Source organism: Calothrix anomala FACHB-343 (assembly GCF_014696435.1).
GTDB lineage: Bacteria > Cyanobacteriota > Cyanobacteriia > Cyanobacteriales > Nostocaceae > Aulosira > Aulosira anomala_A.
Genome location: NZ_JACJQG010000029.1, coordinates 39,532 through 59,810 on the forward strand (window position 1 = coordinate 39,532; position 20,279 = coordinate 59,810).

Below are 20,279 nucleotides of genomic sequence, written 5' to 3' on the forward strand. Positions count from 1 at the left end.
TTGACCACCCTTGTGAGGGTTTTTGTGTTCGGTGCGTAAGTCCTAATTAGCTTATTTAACGCTGCAATCTCATAGAAATATATAGGCTTAGACAACAATGAAAATATTAGTAACTGGAACAGAAGGTTATCTCGGTTCGTTATTACCGTCATTGCTAATTGAACGCGGACATGAAGTGATTGGTGTCGATACTGGCTTTTATAAAGTTGGTTGGTTGTATAACGGTACTGATGTCACAGCCAAAACCCTAAATAAAGATATCCGCAATATCCTGCTTAAAGATTTGCAAGGTGTAGAAGCTGTAGTTCACATGGCGGAACTATCCAACGATCCCACCGGACAGTTATCTCCGACTATTACCTACGACATTAATCACCAAGGTTCAGTCCGTCTCGCTAAGTTAGCTAAAGAAGCAGGTGTACGCCGCTTTATCTATATGTCTTCTTGTAGCGTCTATGGTGTCGCCACCGAGGGAGATGTCACCGAAGAATCGCCTGTAAACCCGCAAACAGCCTACGCAGAGTGTAAAACCTTGGTAGAACGAGATGTTATGCCCTTAGCTGATGATGATTTCTCGCCTACCTTTATGCGTAATGCGACAGCTTTTGGCGCTTCTCCGAGAATGCGGTTTGATATTGTGTTAAATAACTTAGCTGGGTTAGCTTGGACTAGCAAGGAAATAAAAATGACCAGTGATGGTACGCCTTGGCGGCCATTAGTTCATGCTTTAGATATCTGCAAAGCCATTGTCTGCGCTATTGAAGCACCCCGTGATATTGTACACAAGCAAATTTTTAACGTCGGCGATACTTCTAATAACTATCGAGTCAAAGAAATCGCGGAAATCATTGCAGATGTATTTACCGGTTGTCAGTTATCTTTTGGTGACAATGGTGCAGATAACCGCAGCTATCGGGTATCTTTTGAGAAAATCAACACCATGCTACCCGGATTTAAATGTGATTGGAATGCCCAACTTGGCGCACAACAACTCTTCAATTTGTTCAGCCAAATTGATATGACAGAAGATACTTTCTTGTTTAGAGGATTTACGCGGTTAAAGCAGCTAGAATATCTCATTCGCACCGAGCAAATTGACAAAGACTTTTTTTGGGCAAAAAGATAGTTAAGATTAGTAACGATTAAGTTCTTAGATCCCCGAATTCTTGTAAAAGTTGGGGATCTAATCGTCATGAATGTTAGCAAAACATCACACTCAAGAACCTAAAATACGGGTTTTTGAGGATTTTTGACTGTACAATATTTGACAGAATGATCCAGTCCAAATTTACTCTGCAAACAAATAAAAACCTCCGGATAACTTGTTTTATTTAGGAAATATCACTTACAACAATTTATTTTTGTAATTAATTCCATAGATTACCAACCACTAAATGAATAAATTGCTGACTATTGCTATTCCTACTTATAATCGGGCGGAATTGGTTGACAAACAACTGGCGTGGTTGTCTCTAGCTATTAAAGGTTATGAATCAGAATGTGAAATTTTTGTTTCCGATAATTGCTCCCCAGACCACACTCAATATGTAATTAAAAAGTGGCAAGGAATACTGAGCAACATTACATTTAAATCTCATCGTCATGCAGAAAATTTAGGCGTAATGCGAAATATCATTTTTTGCCTAAATTCTGCCAATACCAAGTATGTTTGGACGATTGGCGATGACGATCCAATTCAAAATCGAGCTATCCCTTATGTGATTAATAAGCTCAAAAAACATGAAGATTTATCACTAATATTTCTAAATTTCTCTGGGCGTAATAAAATTACAGGTGAGGCAATTCACCCACCAACAATAGTTGGTAATCGCTGGTTTGATGTGGATAGTGAAGATGGTTGTGGTGATGGTAAAGCCATCTTTGAACATTGTTTTTCTAAAAGCGTGGGTGCAGTAATATTTCTCACAGCGACAATTTACCGCACAAACCTAGTCAAGCAAGCTTTGCAACGCTGGCCAGATGCAGCAAGTAATTGGATATCTCTAGCTTATTTAGCGGGTTATTGTGCTGCTAATGGTAGTGTAATTGTGACTAAAGAGACTTTTTTAGAATGTATTGTTGGTGTGAGTTATTGGCAGAAAGAACCAAAATCTGCACTATTAATGCAATACAAACACATACCCGAAGTTATCTTACAGCTCGAAGATAGCGGTTATTCCAAGCAATTTTGCAGACGAATGCTGTTGCAAAATGGTAAGGAAGTTAACCTAAAAGTTTTTTTCGGTGCGTTAAGACGTTGGCCGATGTCAGCGATTAAAACAGTGATTCCATTTTTAGCCTTAATTGGATTATCTGTTGTTGATGTTATGTATTTTAAAGAAGCTAGTATCGCCGAACCTACGGAAGTCTCTACTCAACAATTACAAAAATAAAGAGAATTAAGTCATTAAATAATTGAAGGAAGCTGGCTTTATGTGGAAGGTTATCAAAAGCAAAATTTCTGCTTTGTATTCTGACTTTCTTTGTGCGATCGCGCGTTGGCAGCATCGCCAAAATTTACCTGTTTTAGAAGAACGCGATCGCCAAATTTTAAAAACTCTCAAACGCGAGGGTGTTTATACAACCACATTGGCAGAATTGGGATTATCTTCTACACCAGATATGCTCACAGCTGCTAATAAGCTCTGGTCACAAATAAAACCAGATAAAAATGACCCTCTCTATGAAATGTGGCCGCAAATCCATACAGTTACAGAGTCACCAGAAATTTACGCCTGGGCGACAGAAAAAAGACTGCTAGATCTCATTGAAAATTACATAGGATTACCGATTACTTTTCATGGTGTACATTTGCGCCAAGACTTTCCTAGCGAGCATCAATTTGGTACGTTATTATGGCATAGCGATGCTGAAGACCGCCGAATCATCAAAATATTTGTTTCCTTAAAAGAAGTAGGAGAAAAATCAGGGCCTTTTCAATATATCCCCCGCTCTTTAACTTCTTTATTTAACTGGCAATATTACTGGTTGTACTTTAAACTTTGGCAGTCTAGATATATGGGCATTGATGACGAAATAGTCAAAAAAGTGATTCCACAATCAGCTTGGAAATCATGTACAGGCCCATTAGGTACTGTAGTAATGGCAGATACGAAAAATACCCTACATCATGGAACTGTTCGCCAAGAAGAACGAGTAACTTTATTTTTCTGTTACACAGCTAATCCACCAGAAAGACCTGAACTTTGTACTCAATATTGGGATGATACCTTCCCCAAACTAAACTTAAATTCTTCTTCAGAAACCGCACAAGTAGTTTAGAGGCTAGGGGGCAGGGGGCAGGGAGCAGGGGAGAAAAACTTACCCAATGACAAATGACAAATGACAAATGACAAATGACCATTGACCATTGACCATTGACCATTTAACTTTTGAGGCTTATTTATGATTTTTACCAAAACTGACCTGAAAGACGCATTTATTATTGAATTAGAACAAAGGCAAGATAACCGTGGTTTCTTTGCGCGGAGTTTCTGCGCTCAAGAATTTATGGCACATGGCTTAAAACCACAAGTTGCCCAATGTAATGTATCTTATAACTACAAAAAAGGTACATTACGGGGAATGCATTATCAAATTGCGCCTGCAACAGAAACCAAATTAATTCGCTGTACTAAAGGCGCTATTTATGACGTAATTATTGATATGCGTCCTGATTCCCCCACTTTCCTATCGCATATTGGTGTGGAACTAACTGCAGATAATCACCGCGCTTTATATGTACCAGAAATGTTTGCGCATGGCTATCAAGCGCTTACAGATGACGCGGAAGTTGTCTATCAAGTTGGTGAATTTTACACCCCAGGTTATGAACGTGGTTTACGCTATGATGACCCATTTTTTAATATTCAATGGCCTATAGAAGTCACAGAAATATCTGATAAAGATTTAAATTGGCCTCTATTAAGCATGATGCCTGTTGGTGGGGTAAGTGTTTAATTTGGGCATTGGGCATTGGGCATTGGGTAATACCTTTTGTTCCTTACACTCTGCTCTCTGCCATCTGCCTGAATAAATTAATAAAGATAAAGGAAATTAAACTCATGATTATTATCGATCGCGCTTTACAAGCACGTGCGGATTTAGGTAGACCTATTAAAGTGGGGATGATTGGTGCCGGCTTTATGGGTCGAGGAATTGCTAATCAAATTATTAATTCTGTCCCTGGCATGGAGTTAGTTGCTATCTCTAACCGCAAAATTGATGCGGCCAAGCAAGCTTATCAAGAAGCTGGGATTGAAGATATCAAAATTGTTGCAAACATTACAGAAATTGAAGACGCGATCGCGCATGGTAAATATGCAGTCACGGAAGATGCCCAATTGCTCTGTCGGGCTGAGGGTATCGAGGCTTTAATTGAAGTGACTGGCGCGGTGGAATTTGGCGCACAGATTGTCATGAGTGCGATCGCTCATCGCAAGCATGTGATTATGATGAACGCTGAACTTGACGGTACTATCGGCCCTATCCTCAAGGTTTATGCAGATAAAGCAGGTGTGATTCTCAGCGCTTGCGACGGCGATCAGCCAGGGGTAGAAATGAACCTCTACCGGTTTGTTCAAAGCATTGGTCTAACTCCTCTGTTGTGCGGTAATATCAAGGGTTTGCAAGACCCATATCGCAATCCCACCACCCAAGAAGCCTTTGCAAAACGTTGGGGTCAAAAAGCCCACATGGTGACTAGCTTTGCTGATGGCACAAAAATCTCCTTTGAACAGGCGATTGTCGCTAACGCCACCGGAATGAAGGTGGCTAAACGGGGAATGCTGGGTTATGACTTTACCGGTCATGTGGATGAAATGACCAATATGTATGATGTAGACCAGCTGAAGGAATTAGGCGGTATTGTTGACTATGTAGTTGGTGCAAAACCAGGGCCGGGAGTGTTTGTATTTGCTACTCACGACGACCCCAAACAACGCCACTATCTCAACTTATACAAACTCGGTGAAGGGCCACTTTACAGCTTCTATACTCCTTATCACCTCTGTCATTTTGAAGTACCTCTCTCCGTAGCCCGTGCTGTTCTCTTCCAAGATGCAGTGATGTCTCCCCTCGCTGGGCCAGTAGTAGATGTAGTCACCACCGCCAAAATTGATTTAAAAGCTGGCGAAACCTTAGATGGTATTGGCTACTATATGACCTACGGACAATGCGAAAATTCTGCGATCGCACAACAGCAAAATCTCTTACCAATGGGATTGGCCGAAGGATGTCGCCTCAAACGCGATATACTTAAAGATCAAGTTCTCACCTACGATGATGTGGAATTACCCGCAGATAGACTTTGCGACCAACTACGAGCCGAACAAAACGCTTATTTCGCCACAGAAAAAATGCTCGCTACAGTTGGTTAGATTAATTTCGTAATTCACATTTTAGTTCTGTTTGTAAGCACTTTAGTTTTCTTTCTCATTACTAAAGTGCTTACAACAATCTCAATTAATCTTGTAATTATAACTTGATTACTGCGGTATTTTTTTAACTAAATAGTCTTAATTACGAATTACGAATTAAGAATTAGCTTGCTGGGGAGTATTCAAATAAACTTTAGCGGAAATTAAAAGTATGAAAATAGCTCTAGTCCATGATTACTTAACCCAGCGCGGTGGAGCAGAACGGGTATTTGAGTTACTTTGTAAACGTTACCCTACAGCCGATATTTATACTTCGTTATACGACCATCAAAAAACCATAGATTTGAGCGAACGCATCGTTAATACGACTTTCTTACAAAATCTTCCCGGTGCGGTTAATTATTTTCGCCTGATTGCTCCCTTATATTTTCCAGCTTTTCGGGCGCTCAATTTACAAGGCTACGATTTGATTATTAGTAGTAGTACTAGCTTTGCTAAAGCAGTCCGCAAAAATCCCCAAGCGCTACATATTTGCTTTTGTCATAATGTCACCCGGTTTTTATGGGATACAGAAACTTATTTACGCGAATATAAAGACTATCGATTTTTTACACCGCTAATTGAGAAGATATTTCAATTCATGCGGAAAGTAGATTTGCAATATTCCCAAGAACCAGACTTATATATTGCCAATTCCACCATTGTAGCCCGTCGGATTCAAGAGATATACCAAAAGCAAGCTATCGTAGTTAATTACCCTATCGATACCAGTAAATTTACCTTTTCGGAAACCAAAGAAGAATATTATTTGGCTTCAGCCAGGATGATCAGTTATAAACGTTTAGATATAATAATTGAAGCCTTTAATTGGTTAGGATGGCGATTATTAATTTCTGGAGATGGCCCAGAAGAAGAACGCTTAAAATCCAAAGCATTAGATAATATTGAGTTCTTAGGACATGTGAGCGATCGCCAACGTCAAGACTTGTTTTCTAAAGCTAAATCTGTGATTGTTGCAGCTTTAGAAGATTACGGCTTAGTTCCAGTAGAGGCTAATGCTAGCGGTACTCCAGTCATTGCTTATGGCGCAGGTGGTGTATTAGATACTCAAGTACCCAGAAAAACCGGGGTGTTCTTTCAAAGACAAACACCCGAATCTATACAAGCTGCATTACTAGAAGCTGGCGCAATCAATTGGAATTACCAAAATATCCGCGATCATGCATTGACAAACTTTTCCGAAACCGCATTTTTCAGTAAAGTCGAACACATTATTGATCGAGCTTGGAGAATGCATCAACAAATGATTAGTAATTAGTAATTCGTAATTAAACAATGTTGTAACACCAGATATCTACAGATTTCTCAGTTAGGTTTGTGGTATAAATTTCCATCTATAACGTAAGTAAGTCAGTCAATCTCACTTATTACGAAACATAAATATATATCTGGAAACCCTTACCTATTAGAACTTTTAACTGAGTATTCTAGTAGTTTTATTGTATCAACTCATTTAATTACGAATTATCAGATGTTCCCATAGCGTCTCAAACATAAGGATAATAAACGTGGTTCAAGCGAGTCTCAATCCCAGCCTCAATTCCAGCCCTAATTCAATTCCTAATCCAACTGCCGACAATGAAGTTGGTTATGGAAAAATGTTTGCTGTACTTGTCCGCCGATTTCCTTGGTTTTTACTGGTATTTTTGACTTCCATTACTTTGGCAGGTTTTATTACGACTAAAACTAAGCCGACTTATAAAAGTTCCATGCAGTTATTAGTCGAACCTAACTATCAAGTTAAACCAGAAAAAGCCGGATTAGAAAACCAATTTACCGACGTTAACATTGAAATAGATACAGCAACTCAGCTTAACTTGATGCAGAGTTCGGGACTAATTCAAAAAGCAGTCGATATGCTGCAAAAAGATTACCCGGATATGACTGTAGGGGAAATTAAAACTTCCTTGGTTTTAAATCAAATCAAAACTAAAGAAGATAATGTCTTAACCAAAATTTTCCAAGTTGAATATACTTCTAACGATCCCATTAAAACCCAAAAAGTCCTAGCGGCGATTCGCCAAGTGTATGTGGATTATAACAAGCAGCAGCAAGATACACGCTTACAAAAAGGTCTGCAAGTTATTCGCGATCAGTTAAAAAAAGCTAGTGATGAAGTGAATGCTTCGGAAACCAATTTGCAAAGGTTCCGCCGCACTCAAAATTTAATCGATCCAGAAACACAAGCCAAAGCATTAGAAGATAATTTAAACAAAATCCAAGAAGAAAGACGCACTACCCGTTCTCTCTATCAAGAAGCTGTGGCGCGTCAACAATCTTTGCAAGCACAACTTAACCGCTCTCCACAAAATGCGCTGGTTTCTTCTCGTTTGAGTCAATCTACTCGCTATCAAGGTTTATTGAACGAAATTCAAAAAACCGAACTGGCTTTATCACAAGAACGTTTGCGCTTCACAGAAGAGACTCCTAGCGTCCAAAAGTTGCAAGAACAACTAGAGGGACAAAAGCAATTATTACAACAAGAAGTTAGCAGAACTTTAGGCGGAATCCCAGCTAATGCGGTTGCGGGAGAAAATCTTTTAGAACAAGGACAACTTGGTCAAATTGACCTGAATCTTGCAGGTCAGTTAGTAGAAACCCAGACTACGATAGTTTCATTAGCTGCACGCGATCAAACTTTGGCACAGAAAGAGAACGATTTACGCTTACAACTCAAGCGTTTTCCGCCGCTTTTGGCTTATTACAATCGCATACTACCGCAGTTACAATTTAGCCGCGAACGTTTGGAACAACTGTTACGCGCAGAACAACAGTTAAGACAAGAACTTTCTAAAGGCGGATTTAATTGGGAAGTTGTGGAAGAACCCCAAAGAGGGATGCTAATAGGCCCCAATCTCCAGCAGAATTTGTTGTTGGGTGCAGTGGTTGGCTTAATGTTGGGAGGAATTGCAGCTTTTGTCAGAGAAGCCTCTGATGATGCGGTTCATACAACTGCAGAATTAGAGAAGCAGGTTGCACTGCCTGTGTTAGGAATTACGCCTAAGTTACCGGCTACACAACCGCGAGATTCATTGATTAAGTTACCTTTTGGGAAGCCAGAAGTTCTCGCACCTTGGACAGTGCAAGTTTTGCAATCTCCTCCGAGTTGGGAATCTCTCGATTTGATTTATAAGAATATTGAGTTACTCAATACTGTTACCAATTTAAAATCTTTGATGATCACCTCGGCTTTACCCGATGAGGGTAAATCAGCTTTGGCTTTAGGTTTGGCTATGAGTGCTGCACGGTTACACAAAAAGGTACTGTTAATTGATGCCAACTTACGGGAGCCGAGTCTGCATCATCAGCTAAATCTTCCCAACGATCAAGGACTTTCCACTCTCTTGACGAGTGAGGCGGCTGTTCCCAACCAAATGAGTATTCAATACTCAGGTTCATCTTACATTGATATTTTGACTGCCGGGCCTATACCAGCAGATGCAGCCAATCTCTTGAGTTCTCCACGAATGAAACAACTAATGGCGGCATTTGAGGAAAATTACGATTTGGTACTGGTAGATGGTTCACCGGTGTTGGGTTTGGTGGATGCAATGCTCACCGCCTCATCTTGTCGCAATGTGGTGATGGTAGCCAGTATTGGTAGGGTAACTCGCGCTCAAATGGCGCAAGCTACAGGGATGTTGAGCAAGTTAAATTTGATTGGAGTTGTCGCCAATGGTGCTTCTAGTTCTCAAAGCACATATGTACCCTATAACAAGCCACAAAGATTGGCTTTGCAACAAGCTTTAGAAAAATAAAGCATTTCGTCGTAGTCAGGATTTTAGTCCTATTTTTGAGGATTGAAGTTCTCACTACGAGGGTTGAATTATCAAGTTCACAACCATCTTCAAGTCTTCCATCGAGGACGGGGTTTTAAACCCCAAAATTTCCCTAACGAGTCATGAATTACTCTACACCTCTGGTGACTATGACTACTTCAATCATTCCCTCTCGGCAAAATCACTACAATCCAACTGAGCAACACCAAGAACTTCTCTCTCCATATTGCACCCTATTGTGGCGACGAGGTCAGCTGTGGGTGAAGTCTCCTAAAGATATCAAACAGCCATATCTACCTTCTTTATATAACCAACAGTTGTTAGTAGATTGTTTAAAACATTCGCCCGTGAAATTGGTAAGTATAGATTCTCGGCTGGGTGAAGCTTGGTTATCGTTATGGGTAGAAGCTTGCGAACAAGCAAATAAGCCAATGTATTTACGTTTCCCCTCTGGTAATCAACGGCTGAAACTAGGTAAAGCTAAATCTGGGAAAAAGCCATTTCAGCGCCTTGTGGATTGGATTGTGGCTTTATTCTTGCTGGTGTTAGCGATTCCGGCGATGTTAGCCTTGATTGTACTCATGCAAGTTGATTCACCAGGGTCAATTTTCTCTTCTGAGTGGCAGGTAGCAGAAAGTGGTAAACTGTTTCGCGCTATCAATTTTCGTACCACTGAGCAGCAAAACCTGACACGCTTGGGGCGTTGGATGCTTCAATATAATCTGCACAAATTGCCGCAGTTATTTAATATATTACAAGGCGATCGCGGTTTCATCGGCTCTCGTTGTTGGACTTTAGAGGATGTAGTCTATCTGAGTTCAGAAGCCCAAAAAGACGCAAATCCAGTACCAGCAATGAGCGGTGCATGGGAAATCAGCCCAGAGATGAACCTGTTAAATTTAGATGGACAAACCCTGTAATTTCTTGCTGATGAGATTTGATTGTTGAGGAATTTCAAAACATCAATCTGAATCACAAGGATTGGAAATTTCTCTACATCAAGACTCTCCCTATGCAGTGCAGTTATCGCATTTGAGATGTTTAAGTTATTTTGCTTTTAAGTTGCACAATCCATCGTCAGGGCTGTTGACTGTTGCCCGTAGGGGCGGGTTTATTTGGATCTTTGTTGATCGACGAGGATATCGGTAAACCCGCCCCTACACCAGCCCGTACTAACTGCCTGTATATCTAGCCCCACTATTCGTAAACAATATCCATGTCTTTGCAAATTCAGCTGACGCTCAAAAATTTATTTAAAGCTAGTAATTTCTGGCAAGAAAATCATTTAATATTACGAGAATTTAAACATTTTCGCAAAATTGCGGTTTTAGCAATTGTATTTTCTTTTTTAGCAGCCACCTTTGAAGGTGTCAGCATCGGCTTTTTATTATCTTTTTTACAAAGTTTAACTACTCCAAATGCTCAACCTGTGCGTACAGGTATCGAGTGGTTTGATATTGCCATTTTAGGAATTAATCAATCAGTACATAGTCGGTTATATCGGATTTGCTTGCTGATTTTATTAACTACTTGGATGCGAGCAACTTTTAATTATTTTGCTCAAGTCTATACAGAATTAACTCAACTGCATCTTGGCGATCGCTTACGTAAGCAGATTTTTGAACAGTTGCAAGCTTTACCATTAAGCTTTTACACTCAAGTGCGTTCTGGGGAACTAATTAACACTATTACTACAGAAATTGAACGCATCAGACAGGGTTTTAGTGGCGTGGCATTTTTGTTTACAAGAATCATTACTACTCTGGTTTATTTAATTTCCATGTTTTTGCTTTCTTGGCAACTGGCAATTATTTCTCTGATGTTATTTACGCTGTTAGGGGTAGGGTTATCTAATCTTAACGCCAGAGTGAGGGAAAGCAGTTTTGGTATGTCCGTTGCTAATGGGACTTTTACCTCCACAGCTATGGAATTCATTAACGGAATTCGCACAGTTAACGCCTTTGGGACTCAAGAATTTGAGCGTCAGCGTTACTATCAAGCTAGCGATCGCGTCGTGAGTAGTTCGACAAAAGTAATTTATACCTGGACTTTGGTAAGACCAATTGCCGAAGGCGTAGCCACAACGGTGTTAATTGGTATGATTATTTTGGCATTCACTTTATTTGTAGCGAATGGTACCCTACAAGTTGCATCGCTTTTAACTTTTTTCTTTGTTCTATTTCGCCTAGTACCCTTTGTCCAAGATATGAATGGAACTAGAGCTTTTCTCAGTACCATGCATGGTTCAGTAAATAATATTAAAGACTTGTTGAGAACTGAAGATAAAACTTACTTTGAAAACGGTAAGCTGGCGTTTCCGGGAATAAAAAGGTCAATTGACTTGGTAGGGGTAGATTTTGGTTATAATGCCGAAAATTTAGTGTTGAATAATATTACCCTGTCGATTGAAAAAGGCAAAATGACTGCCTTAGTCGGTGGATCGGGTGCAGGTAAAACCACGCTTGCAGATTTAATTCCCCGATTTCATGATGCTACCCAGGGATATATATATATTGATGAAGTTGATGTCAAGAAATTTGACATTAATTCCCTGCGGCGCAAGATAGCTGTTGTTAGCCAAGATACGTTTATTTTTAACACTTCTGTCTGGAATAATATTGCTTACGGTACCCCAGGCGCGACAGTAGCAGCAATTAAAGAAGCTGCCAAACAAGCGAATGCAATAGAATTTATTTTAGACATGCCTGAAGGTTTTGATACCCAATTAGGAGATAGGGGTGTGAGATTATCTGGGGGACAACGCCAAAGAATTGCGATCGCGCGTGCTTTATTACGCAATCCAGAAATTTTGATTTTGGATGAAGCTACCAGCGCCTTAGATTCGGTTACCGAACGGTTAATTCAGGAATCCCTAGAAAAGTTATCTGCTGGACGAACAGTAATTGCGATCGCGCACCGTCTTTCAACTATCGCCAACGCCGATAAAGTTGTAGTTCTCGAACAAGGACGCATCGTTGAACAAGGTAAATATCAAGAACTCCTGGAGTTAAAAGGTAAACTTTGGGAATATCATAAGTCTCAGTATGAAATGGGTCAAATAGGCTAAAATTTACTCTTGTTGATTGCACCGTCAATCCCAAAACTTTAGACCTCTAAGTTTATACTTAGTATCATTTTCAGATGGGTGCTTGGCAATCTCCATCTGAAAATATTTTTAAGTTTAAATTTTCACGACTTTGTTCAGCAAAATGTCCAGATGGCGATAAATACCTCTGTAAATAAAACTAACTTACCTATATTGTATGAGGTAAATTCAATGGTAAATATCGGCTACCATTCCAGTAAAATTCAAGGGCAATTTATCAGCAGTATCTATACACAAATTGTTGATAAAATTATTAATATCCCGATTAAACAAGCGCGCCAAGTCAATATTAATGTCTATGCTTTTTCCTGCGAACGAGATTTAGCTGTACAGGTAGCAAGTATTCGCTCGTTTATTCGTCATGTAGGCGTACCTCATAAATTTACTGTGATTTCTGATGGTAGTTATACGGTTAACTCTTGTAAATTATTGTCGCAAATTCACCCTTGTGTAGATGTTGTTGATTGGCAAGATTTAGCCGCTCCACAAATTCCCGATTATATCTTTAAACATGCCTTAAATCATCCCCATCGACCCACTAAGGCTATGTGGAAAAGATTGGCAGCTTTAATGTCATTAAAGATTGACAGCCCCACAATTTATACAGATGCGGATATTTTATTTTTTCCTGGGGCTACAGATTTAATTGCTCTATGTCAATCTAGAGATAATTTACCTTGGTATTTACCAGATTGTAAACCTTCTTTAGACGATCGCATTCTTTTAGAAAGCGATGAAAAAATTAACCCAGTTAACGCAGGTTTCTTCATCTTAAAACAGCAATTAGATTGGTATTCACCATTAGAGAGAGTTGCTAAATTTGTCGAATCACCGATTTTTTATACAGACCAAACTGTAGTTCATTTAGCTATGCATCATGCCCATGCTAAACCACTCACAAAAGATAAATATATAATTAATGTTGACGACCAATTTATGTATCCTGACCGTTACGCTTCACAGCAGATTGCATTAAGGCATTATGTGAACGATGTCAGGCACAAATTTTGGTTGAATGTCGGTGTATAAAATGAGCAAAATTGTAACTAATACCAAAATGATTTATCACTGTACCAACACTAATATGAAAGGAGGTGGTGGCATTGAAACTTATGTTGCTTCTTTAGCACTATCAAAAATTTCTGGAGTTAGCGATCGCGTTCTCAAGGAGATAAAAACCGAGGATCAAACTCAGTTTGAGTTGCTGCACATCCACGATCCGGAATTATTAGCCGATATCCGTGAAGAATGTCCCACCATATTTACTCTGCACAATCACTGCACCTACTGTCCTAGCGGTACCAAATATTTAGCAGACCGAGGCAAAATCTGCGATCGCTCCCTCGATCCTCTAGGATGCTTGTGGGGTCATGTCGTAGATGGTTGTGGTAGCCGCAGACCACACAAAATTATTGGTGATTGGTGGAATGCTTATAATCCCTTAACTATACTGAAAACACTGAAAATTCCCGTAATCGCCAATAGCGAATATGTGCGTCAACAAATTATTCGTGTAGGGATAGCACCTGAGCGGATAATTACCCTCCATTGTGGTGTGCGATCGCCTAATCTCCCCACAGAACCTCTCAAACGGACAATTCATCAAAATCAGCGCATTTTGTTTGTTGGTCGCATTGTTCCCGATAAAGGTTTAGATTGGCTACTCAAAGCCTTAAGCAAAACTGAGCGACATATCCATTTAGATATTGCCGGTGATGGTTGGAGTAAACCACGAATGGAACAATTAGCTCAAGATTTAGGGTTAAGCGATCGCATTACATGGCATGGTTGGTGTAACCCAGAGCAATTAGAAACCCTTTATCAACAGTGCTTGGCTGTAATTTTTCCTAGTTTGTGGCCAGAACCAGCCGGTCTTGTCACCTTAGAAGCTTATGCACGCTATCGCCCTGTAATTGCTAGTGCTGTCGGGGGAATTCCCGAATATGTACAAGATGGAAAAACAGGAATTCTCATTTCACCTAATGATATTTCCCAGTTGGCTGCGGCGATTAATGAACTAGCTAATAACTATCGCAAAGCCAGATTAATTGGCGAACAAGGTCAAGCTTGGTATCAGGAAGAATATACCATTGATATTCATGTTCAGCGATTAGCAGCAATTTATACCAAAACCATCACTGAATTCCATGCAAGAAATAACCAGAGAAATTTATGTTGAACGATAATCAATTATCTGAACCACTGGTGAGCGTGATCATTCCTACCTATAATCGACCAGAGTATCTCAAACACGCGATCGCTAGCGCCGTTAAACAGACTTATCAAAATATTGAAATTATTATTTCTGATAATTGTAGTGCAGAAAATCCCTTACCGATTGTTGAATCTTTTGCCGATCCGCGTATCCGCTTTTGGCGACATCCACAAAATATTGGCATGATTGCTAATCAAATGCATGGCTTTAAAATAGCGCGTGGTAAATATGTTGCTAGCCTGCATGATGATGATATGTGGAATGCAGACTTTTTAGCCAAACTAGTACCACCATTAGAAGCTAATCCCGACCTGATTCTGGCTTTTTGCGATCAATATATTATCGATGCTAAAGGTAATATTAATTACCCAGCTACAGAAGAGAATACAAGGGGTTTTAAACGCCATAAATTAGCTCCAGGAGTTTATCAATCTTTTACGAAAATAGGCTTAATAGATAAAAGTATACCTACTGCTGCTGCTTGTGTAATTCGTGCTAGTCTTGTTGATTGGAATAAAATTCCCGCAGAAGTTGGTGGTATGTGGGATTTATATTTAACCTATCTTTGCAGTATATCTGGCTATGGCGCTTACTATTCTCCTGAAAGATTAACGCGCTATCGCGTCCACGAGCAAACTGATACCATACTCAGTGGTTCTCATGATGCCCAAGCCAAAATTCGCAAGGCTAAAAGCGAATTATTTTGTTATCAAACCTTGATGTCAGACCCCAAACTGCAAGAATTTAAGTCATACTTTCATCATAAATGGTTAGAAGCTAATACAACTTTAGGGATTGGCTTAATTCGCAACAAACAGAAAGATGCAGCCCGTCCTTATCTTTGGCAAGCATTGAGTCAGCAGAAATTAAACTTACGCACTCTAGCTGCTTTAGCACTAACATTTATTTTATAACCGTAATGAAATGAGAACAAGACGGAGAAAAACACAAAATTTAACTAATAAATTATGTGTATTCGCAGGTATTTATCTATGGGTGCAACTATCTTTAACTTGGATATTACTGAGAAGTATTATCATTAACTAAGTAAGCATAATTCAAAATTCGCGCATTAAAGACATTTTCATTTGGGAATTTAAATCCTTTAATGTACGATAAACCAAAGCAGATTACGAAACATCAATCGACTTAAGCCCCTTACCAATGACAAATGACAATTGTACAGACGCGATTCATCGCGTCTCTGACAAATGACAAATGACAACCACAGTTATATTTAATTACGCCGACCAAACCTAATTAATTAAGGAAGTATTGTGTGAAACTTTGCATTGTTACCCACAAATTTAAAAAAGGTGATGGTCAAGGACGAGTTAATTATGAGGTTGCTAAAGAAGTAATTCGTCGCGGACATCACCTGACATTATTAGCTAGCGAAGTTGCACCAGAGTTAGCAGAAAATAGCCTAGTAAAATGGATAGAAATTCCCGTTCAGAAATTCCCCACAGAATTTTTGCGTAATTTCGTATTTGCGCAAAAAAGTGCCGATTGGTTACAAAAAAATCGCGCTGAGATTGATTTAGTTAAAGTCAACGGCGCAATTACTAACACAGCAGCAAATGTGAATGCTGTACATTTTGTCCATAGTTCTTGGTGGCGATCGCCTGTGCATATTTCCCGCACCCGTCGCGATGCTTATGGTTTGTACCAATGGCTGTATACTGCTTTAAACGCCCATTGGGAAAAGCAAGCATTCCAAAAAGCGCAAGTAGTCGTTGCTGTCTCCGAGAAAGTCGCCCAGGAATTAGTGAATATTGGCGTTCCGCGATCGCGCATTCAGGTAATTGTCAACGGCGTAGACTTAGAAGAATTTACCCCTGGTATCAGCAATCGTCAAACATGGGGTTTACCAGCCAATGTCCCCCTCGCCCTCTTTGCTGGCGATATCCGCACCACCAGAAAGAACCTAGACACCGTACTTTACGCCTTAGCTAAAGTCCCCGATTTACATTTAGTAGTGGTAGGTAGCACCCAGGGTAGCCCCTTTCCCCAACTAGCGGCAACTTTAGGTATCAGCGAACGAGTGCATTTTTTAGGCTATCGCCGTGATATCGCTGCAATTATGCGGGCTGTGGATTTATTTGTATTTCCTTCCCGTTATGAAGCTTGCACCCTCGTATTATTAGAAGCCCTCGCTTCTGGTTTACCTGTGATTACCGCCTCTGCTACTGGCGGTGCAGAATTAGTAACGCCAGAATGCGGGGTAATTTTGCCCGATTCCGATGATATTGAGGCTTTAGTCGCCGCTTTGTTGTCTTTAGTCTGCGATCGCCCTTTAATGCAGCAAATGGCTCAAGCCGCCCGTTCCGTCGCCGAACAATATAGCTGGAATACGATGGCACAAACCTATGTGGATCTATTTGAGGAGTTAATCCAGAATGAAGAACACAGTTCTCATCCCCACTTATCGCCGTCCTCTGGATCTGTCTCGTTGTCTGTTAGCCCTACAGGCGCAAACTAAACCTGTAGATCAAGTAATCGTTGTTGTCCGCGATACAGATAGCCAAACTTGGGAATTCCTCGCCCAATCAGCATATAACCTACCACTGCAAACCGTTACAGTTAGCGTTCCCGGAGTTGTAGCCGCCCTCAACGCTGGATTAGCTGTAGTAGAAGGTGATATTGTTTCAATTACAGATGATGATGCTGCACCTCGCCCAGATTGGTTAGAGAAAATCAACGCCCATTTTCTTGCAGATAGCCGCATTGCTGGTGTAGGTGGGCGTGATTGGGTTCATCAAGGAAACCGACTGCTAGATGAATCGCGGCAAATCGTCGGTAAGTTGCAATGGTTTGGTAGAGTCATTGGTAACCATCATCTAGGAGTGGGAGAACCCCGTGAAGTCGATGTTCTCAAAGGTGTGAACATGAGTTTTCGGCAAAAAGCGACTGCTAATTTGCGGTTTGACGAAAGAATGCGCGGTACAGGGGCACAAGTACATTTTGAAATGGCATTTACCCTCGCCTTAAAACGCGCAGGTTGGAAGTTAATTTACGATCCAAAAGTGGCAGTAGATCACTATCCTGCACAACGTTTTGATGAAGACCAACGCCATAATTTTAACGAAATTGCCTTTATTAATTTAGTTCATAACGAAACATTAGTATTATTAGAAAATTTACCTCCATTGCGGCGTTTAGTCTTTTTAATCTGGGCAATCTTCATCGGTACCAGAGATAGTTTAGGCTTAATTCAATGGTTAAGACTTTTACCCAGTCAAGGTCAATTAGCTGGTAAAAAATGGTGGGCATCTTTGCAAGGACGTTGGCAAGGATGGCAAACACATAGACAATTCGTAAAATAACTAATGACTAATGACTAATGACTAATGACTAATGACTAATGACTATTGACTATTGACTATTGACTATTGACTATTGACCATTGACCATTGACACGCAAAGCGAAATAAATCCAAAATTGAATGACCTCTCAGCAATTACTTTTCAATAGTGTATTAAAAGAGAATTTCTCACCCCAAGAACGCGCACCACAAGCTTGGATGCTAATCTTGGGTTTTGTACTCCTCACAGTAGTTTGTTATTTTGCAGGTGCAGCAGCAATGTTGCGTCTGGTGTTTCCCGCAACAGCTTTACTGGTAGGTTTATTTCTCTATTTTCGTCATCCTATTCTCTATATCGGCTTTACTTGGTGGGTTTGGTTTCTCACACCCCTAGTTGCACGTTTAATCGATTATCGAGTAGGTTGGGACCCTACTCGTCAGATACTAATAACACCCTATTTAGTAGTATTTGTATGTATAGGTACTTTCTTACGCTATCTTCCTAGTAGCATCCGTCAAGGCGGTTTACCTTTTTTGTTAGGTTTTATTGGGGTGTTTTATGGTTTTCTCGTAGGTCTAATTTATAATACACCTGTACCCGTAGCACGCGGTCTTTTAGATTGGCTAAGTCCGATTATTTTTGCTTTTCATTTATTTACTAATTGGCGAGATTATCCCAGTTATCGCCAGCATATTCAACGGGTATTTCTGTGGTGTGTCTTAATTTTGGGGGCTTATGGTGTATATCAATTTGTCGTAGCACCAGAGTGGGATAGATACTGGCTCATAGAATCCAAAATGTTTACTAGTTCTGGTAATCCAGAACCTTTTGGGATGCGCGTATGGAGTACGCTGCACTCAGTCGGGCCTTTTGGTTCTGTCATGCAAGCTGGCTTATTATTATTATTTACTAGAACTGGATTTTTAATATTTCCTGCCTCTGCTGTTGGTTATTTATCATTTATCCTAGCCCAAGCACGGACTAATTGGGGTGGTTGGTTACTAGGAGTAATTCTCATTTTAGGTTCGGTCAAAGCCAAAATTCAAATGCGGTTAATTACTATTATTTTGGTAATGGCAGTATGTGTTGTACCATTAACAACCATCGAGCCAATTTCTGAAATAGTTGTTAGTCGCTTTGAGAGTTTTTCTAATCTAGAAAATGATACTAGCTTTAAAGATAGATCGGGAAGCTACGATAGAAACCTAAGCATTGCTCTTTCTAATGGGTTAGGTAATGGATTAGGAAATATTTGGAAAGTCAATGAGAAAACCGGACAAATAGAAGTATTTGTAATTGACAGTGGCGTTTTAGATATATTTTTCACATTAGGCTGGTTTGGTGCTGTACCTTATTTAGGTGGTTTAATTTTATTGATAGTTAATGTTAGTAAGTACACTGAAGGACAGTTTGATAGTTTTGTTAGTGCCGCCCGCGCTATTGGTATCAGTTTTTGTTTACAACTAGTTATTAGTAGCGGGATGCTGAGTGTTGGCGGTATGATGCTTTGGGGATTTCTGGCTATGGCTATGGCTGCACATAAATATTATCAGCATCAGGGGATTAAGTAGTTATTGGGCATGGGGCATGGGGCATTGGGCATTGGGCATTGGGCATTGGGCATTGATATGTTATTTCACACAATCGATTGCCCGATTTTTTATGTTTAGCATTACAAGGGCTGTTAATTGGTATTGTTGGGCGATTGCAACGATGCCAGGGAATGCATACTTTAATCGCTGCTATGCCGCTTGTTGACAGTTGACAGTTGACAGTTAACTGTCAATTATCAACGAATTGAAGCAGAAGAATTTCTGTTTAACAGTTCTTTCACTGAATGCAATAAATAAACCAAACTATATTACAAAACGTAAATAGGCATGAACTCCTTACCAATGACGAATGACTAATGACTAATGACAGCCCTTGCTAATTATATTTAATTGCACCACCCTACTTATATTAAATTGTGCCTAAAGTTGAGCTTGGATAGAATTGCTAATCAGCCTATTTTTGGAAATATGAAGTTTTAAATAAGCGGCTGATTTTTCTCTGTTCAAAGTAACATCTAACAGTGAGTAATTTCAGATAAATTAATTTTTCGCTTGTGCCTTGCTGCATCAGGCTTAGAGGTATTTTTATCTATAAATTATTTAGCATACATACTTGCAGTCAAAAAATCTACTACTTAACAATTTATTCATATAAGCGCCTCTAAGACAGCTTTTTTAAAGATATTATCTAGATTTTTAGAATTACATAACATTGTGCTTTAATAACTAAAACAGGAATATTTTGTTGATTTACTCTGAATACAGAGTTTCATAAAATACCCGACATGTACCCAAAAGTTTAAATTTTATCCATCAGTAAAATAATATTTATGTGTATTTTTTTGACGAAGATTTAAGTTAAATCTAACAAAATTTGTCAAG

At 39.7% G+C, this 20,279-nt stretch carries 15 protein-coding genes; all 15 read left to right on the forward strand.

Annotated features, from left to right (window positions below):
* The first annotated feature begins 97 nt into the window (after window positions 1–97).
* The 15 genes from H6G08_RS17735 (at window position 98) to H6G08_RS17805 (ending at window position 19,415) form a co-directional block, all read left to right on the forward strand.
* On the forward strand, window positions 98–1,126 hold the full coding sequence (locus H6G08_RS17735) for an NAD-dependent epimerase/dehydratase family protein (RefSeq protein WP_190545270.1): 1,029 nt from the start codon (window positions 98–100) through the stop codon (window positions 1,124–1,126).
* A 268-nt stretch (window positions 1,127–1,394) separates the two neighbouring features.
* The gene (locus H6G08_RS17740) at window positions 1,395–2,393 is read left to right on the forward strand and encodes a glycosyltransferase family 2 protein (protein ID WP_190545272.1); all 999 of its coding nucleotides are present in this window, start codon (window positions 1,395–1,397) and stop codon (window positions 2,391–2,393) included.
* Between the two features lie 40 nt (window positions 2,394–2,433).
* Complete coding sequence (locus H6G08_RS17745) at window positions 2,434–3,282, forward strand: phytanoyl-CoA dioxygenase family protein (protein WP_190545274.1); 849 nt, start codon at window positions 2,434–2,436, stop codon at window positions 3,280–3,282.
* A 123-nt stretch (window positions 3,283–3,405) separates the two neighbouring features.
* Window positions 3,406–3,960: a dTDP-4-dehydrorhamnose 3,5-epimerase gene (rfbC, locus tag H6G08_RS17750; RefSeq protein ID WP_190545276.1), complete on the forward strand. Its 555-nt coding sequence runs from the start codon at window positions 3,406–3,408 to the stop codon at window positions 3,958–3,960.
* A gap of 104 nt (window positions 3,961–4,064) precedes the next feature.
* Window positions 4,065–5,378, forward strand: coding sequence for an NAD(P)H-dependent oxidoreductase (locus H6G08_RS17755; protein ID WP_190545278.1), 1,314 nt, complete (start codon window positions 4,065–4,067; stop codon window positions 5,376–5,378).
* A 211-nt stretch (window positions 5,379–5,589) separates the two neighbouring features.
* Entirely contained in the window at window positions 5,590–6,696 is a 1,107-nt protein-coding gene (locus H6G08_RS17760) for a glycosyltransferase (RefSeq protein WP_190545280.1), read from the forward strand.
* A 250-nt stretch (window positions 6,697–6,946) separates the two neighbouring features.
* Window positions 6,947–9,196 carry a GumC family protein gene (locus H6G08_RS17765; RefSeq protein WP_190545282.1) on the forward strand — a complete coding sequence of 750 codons (2,250 nt, stop codon included), beginning with the start codon at window positions 6,947–6,949 and terminating at the stop codon, window positions 9,194–9,196.
* Window positions 9,197–9,366: 170 nt separating this feature from the next.
* Window positions 9,367–10,137, forward strand: a complete 771-nt coding sequence (hepC, locus tag H6G08_RS17770) for a heterocyst development glycosyltransferase HepC (RefSeq protein ID WP_190545284.1) — start codon at window positions 9,367–9,369, stop codon at window positions 10,135–10,137.
* Between the two features lie 296 nt (window positions 10,138–10,433).
* On the forward strand, window positions 10,434–12,284 hold the full coding sequence (gene hepA, locus H6G08_RS17775) for a heterocyst formation ABC transporter subunit HepA (RefSeq protein ID WP_190545286.1): 1,851 nt from the start codon (window positions 10,434–10,436) through the stop codon (window positions 12,282–12,284).
* Window positions 12,285–12,434: 150 nt separating this feature from the next.
* Entirely contained in the window at window positions 12,435–13,352 is a 918-nt protein-coding gene (locus H6G08_RS17780; RefSeq protein WP_242046182.1) for a hypothetical protein, read from the forward strand.
* Between the two features lies 1 nt (window position 13,353).
* Entirely contained in the window at window positions 13,354–14,502 is a 1,149-nt protein-coding gene (locus H6G08_RS17785; RefSeq protein ID WP_190545288.1) for a glycosyltransferase family 4 protein, read from the forward strand.
* On the forward strand, window positions 14,496–15,452 hold the full coding sequence (locus tag H6G08_RS17790) for a glycosyltransferase family 2 protein (RefSeq protein ID WP_190545290.1): 957 nt from the start codon (window positions 14,496–14,498) through the stop codon (window positions 15,450–15,452). Before H6G08_RS17785 ends, H6G08_RS17790 begins: the two co-directional genes overlap by 7 nt.
* Window positions 15,453–15,817: 365 nt before the next feature.
* Entirely contained in the window at window positions 15,818–17,020 is a 1,203-nt protein-coding gene (locus H6G08_RS17795; protein WP_190545291.1) for a glycosyltransferase family 4 protein, read from the forward strand.
* On the forward strand, window positions 16,938–17,864 hold the full coding sequence (locus H6G08_RS17800; RefSeq protein ID WP_190545293.1) for a glycosyltransferase family 2 protein: 927 nt from the start codon (window positions 16,938–16,940) through the stop codon (window positions 17,862–17,864). The genes H6G08_RS17795 and H6G08_RS17800 overlap by 83 nt, the downstream gene beginning before the upstream one ends.
* A 120-nt stretch (window positions 17,865–17,984) precedes the next feature.
* The gene (locus H6G08_RS17805) at window positions 17,985–19,415 is read left to right on the forward strand and encodes an O-antigen ligase family protein (RefSeq protein WP_190545295.1); all 1,431 of its coding nucleotides are present in this window, start codon (window positions 17,985–17,987) and stop codon (window positions 19,413–19,415) included.
* Window positions 19,416–20,279: the final 864 nt, after the last annotated feature.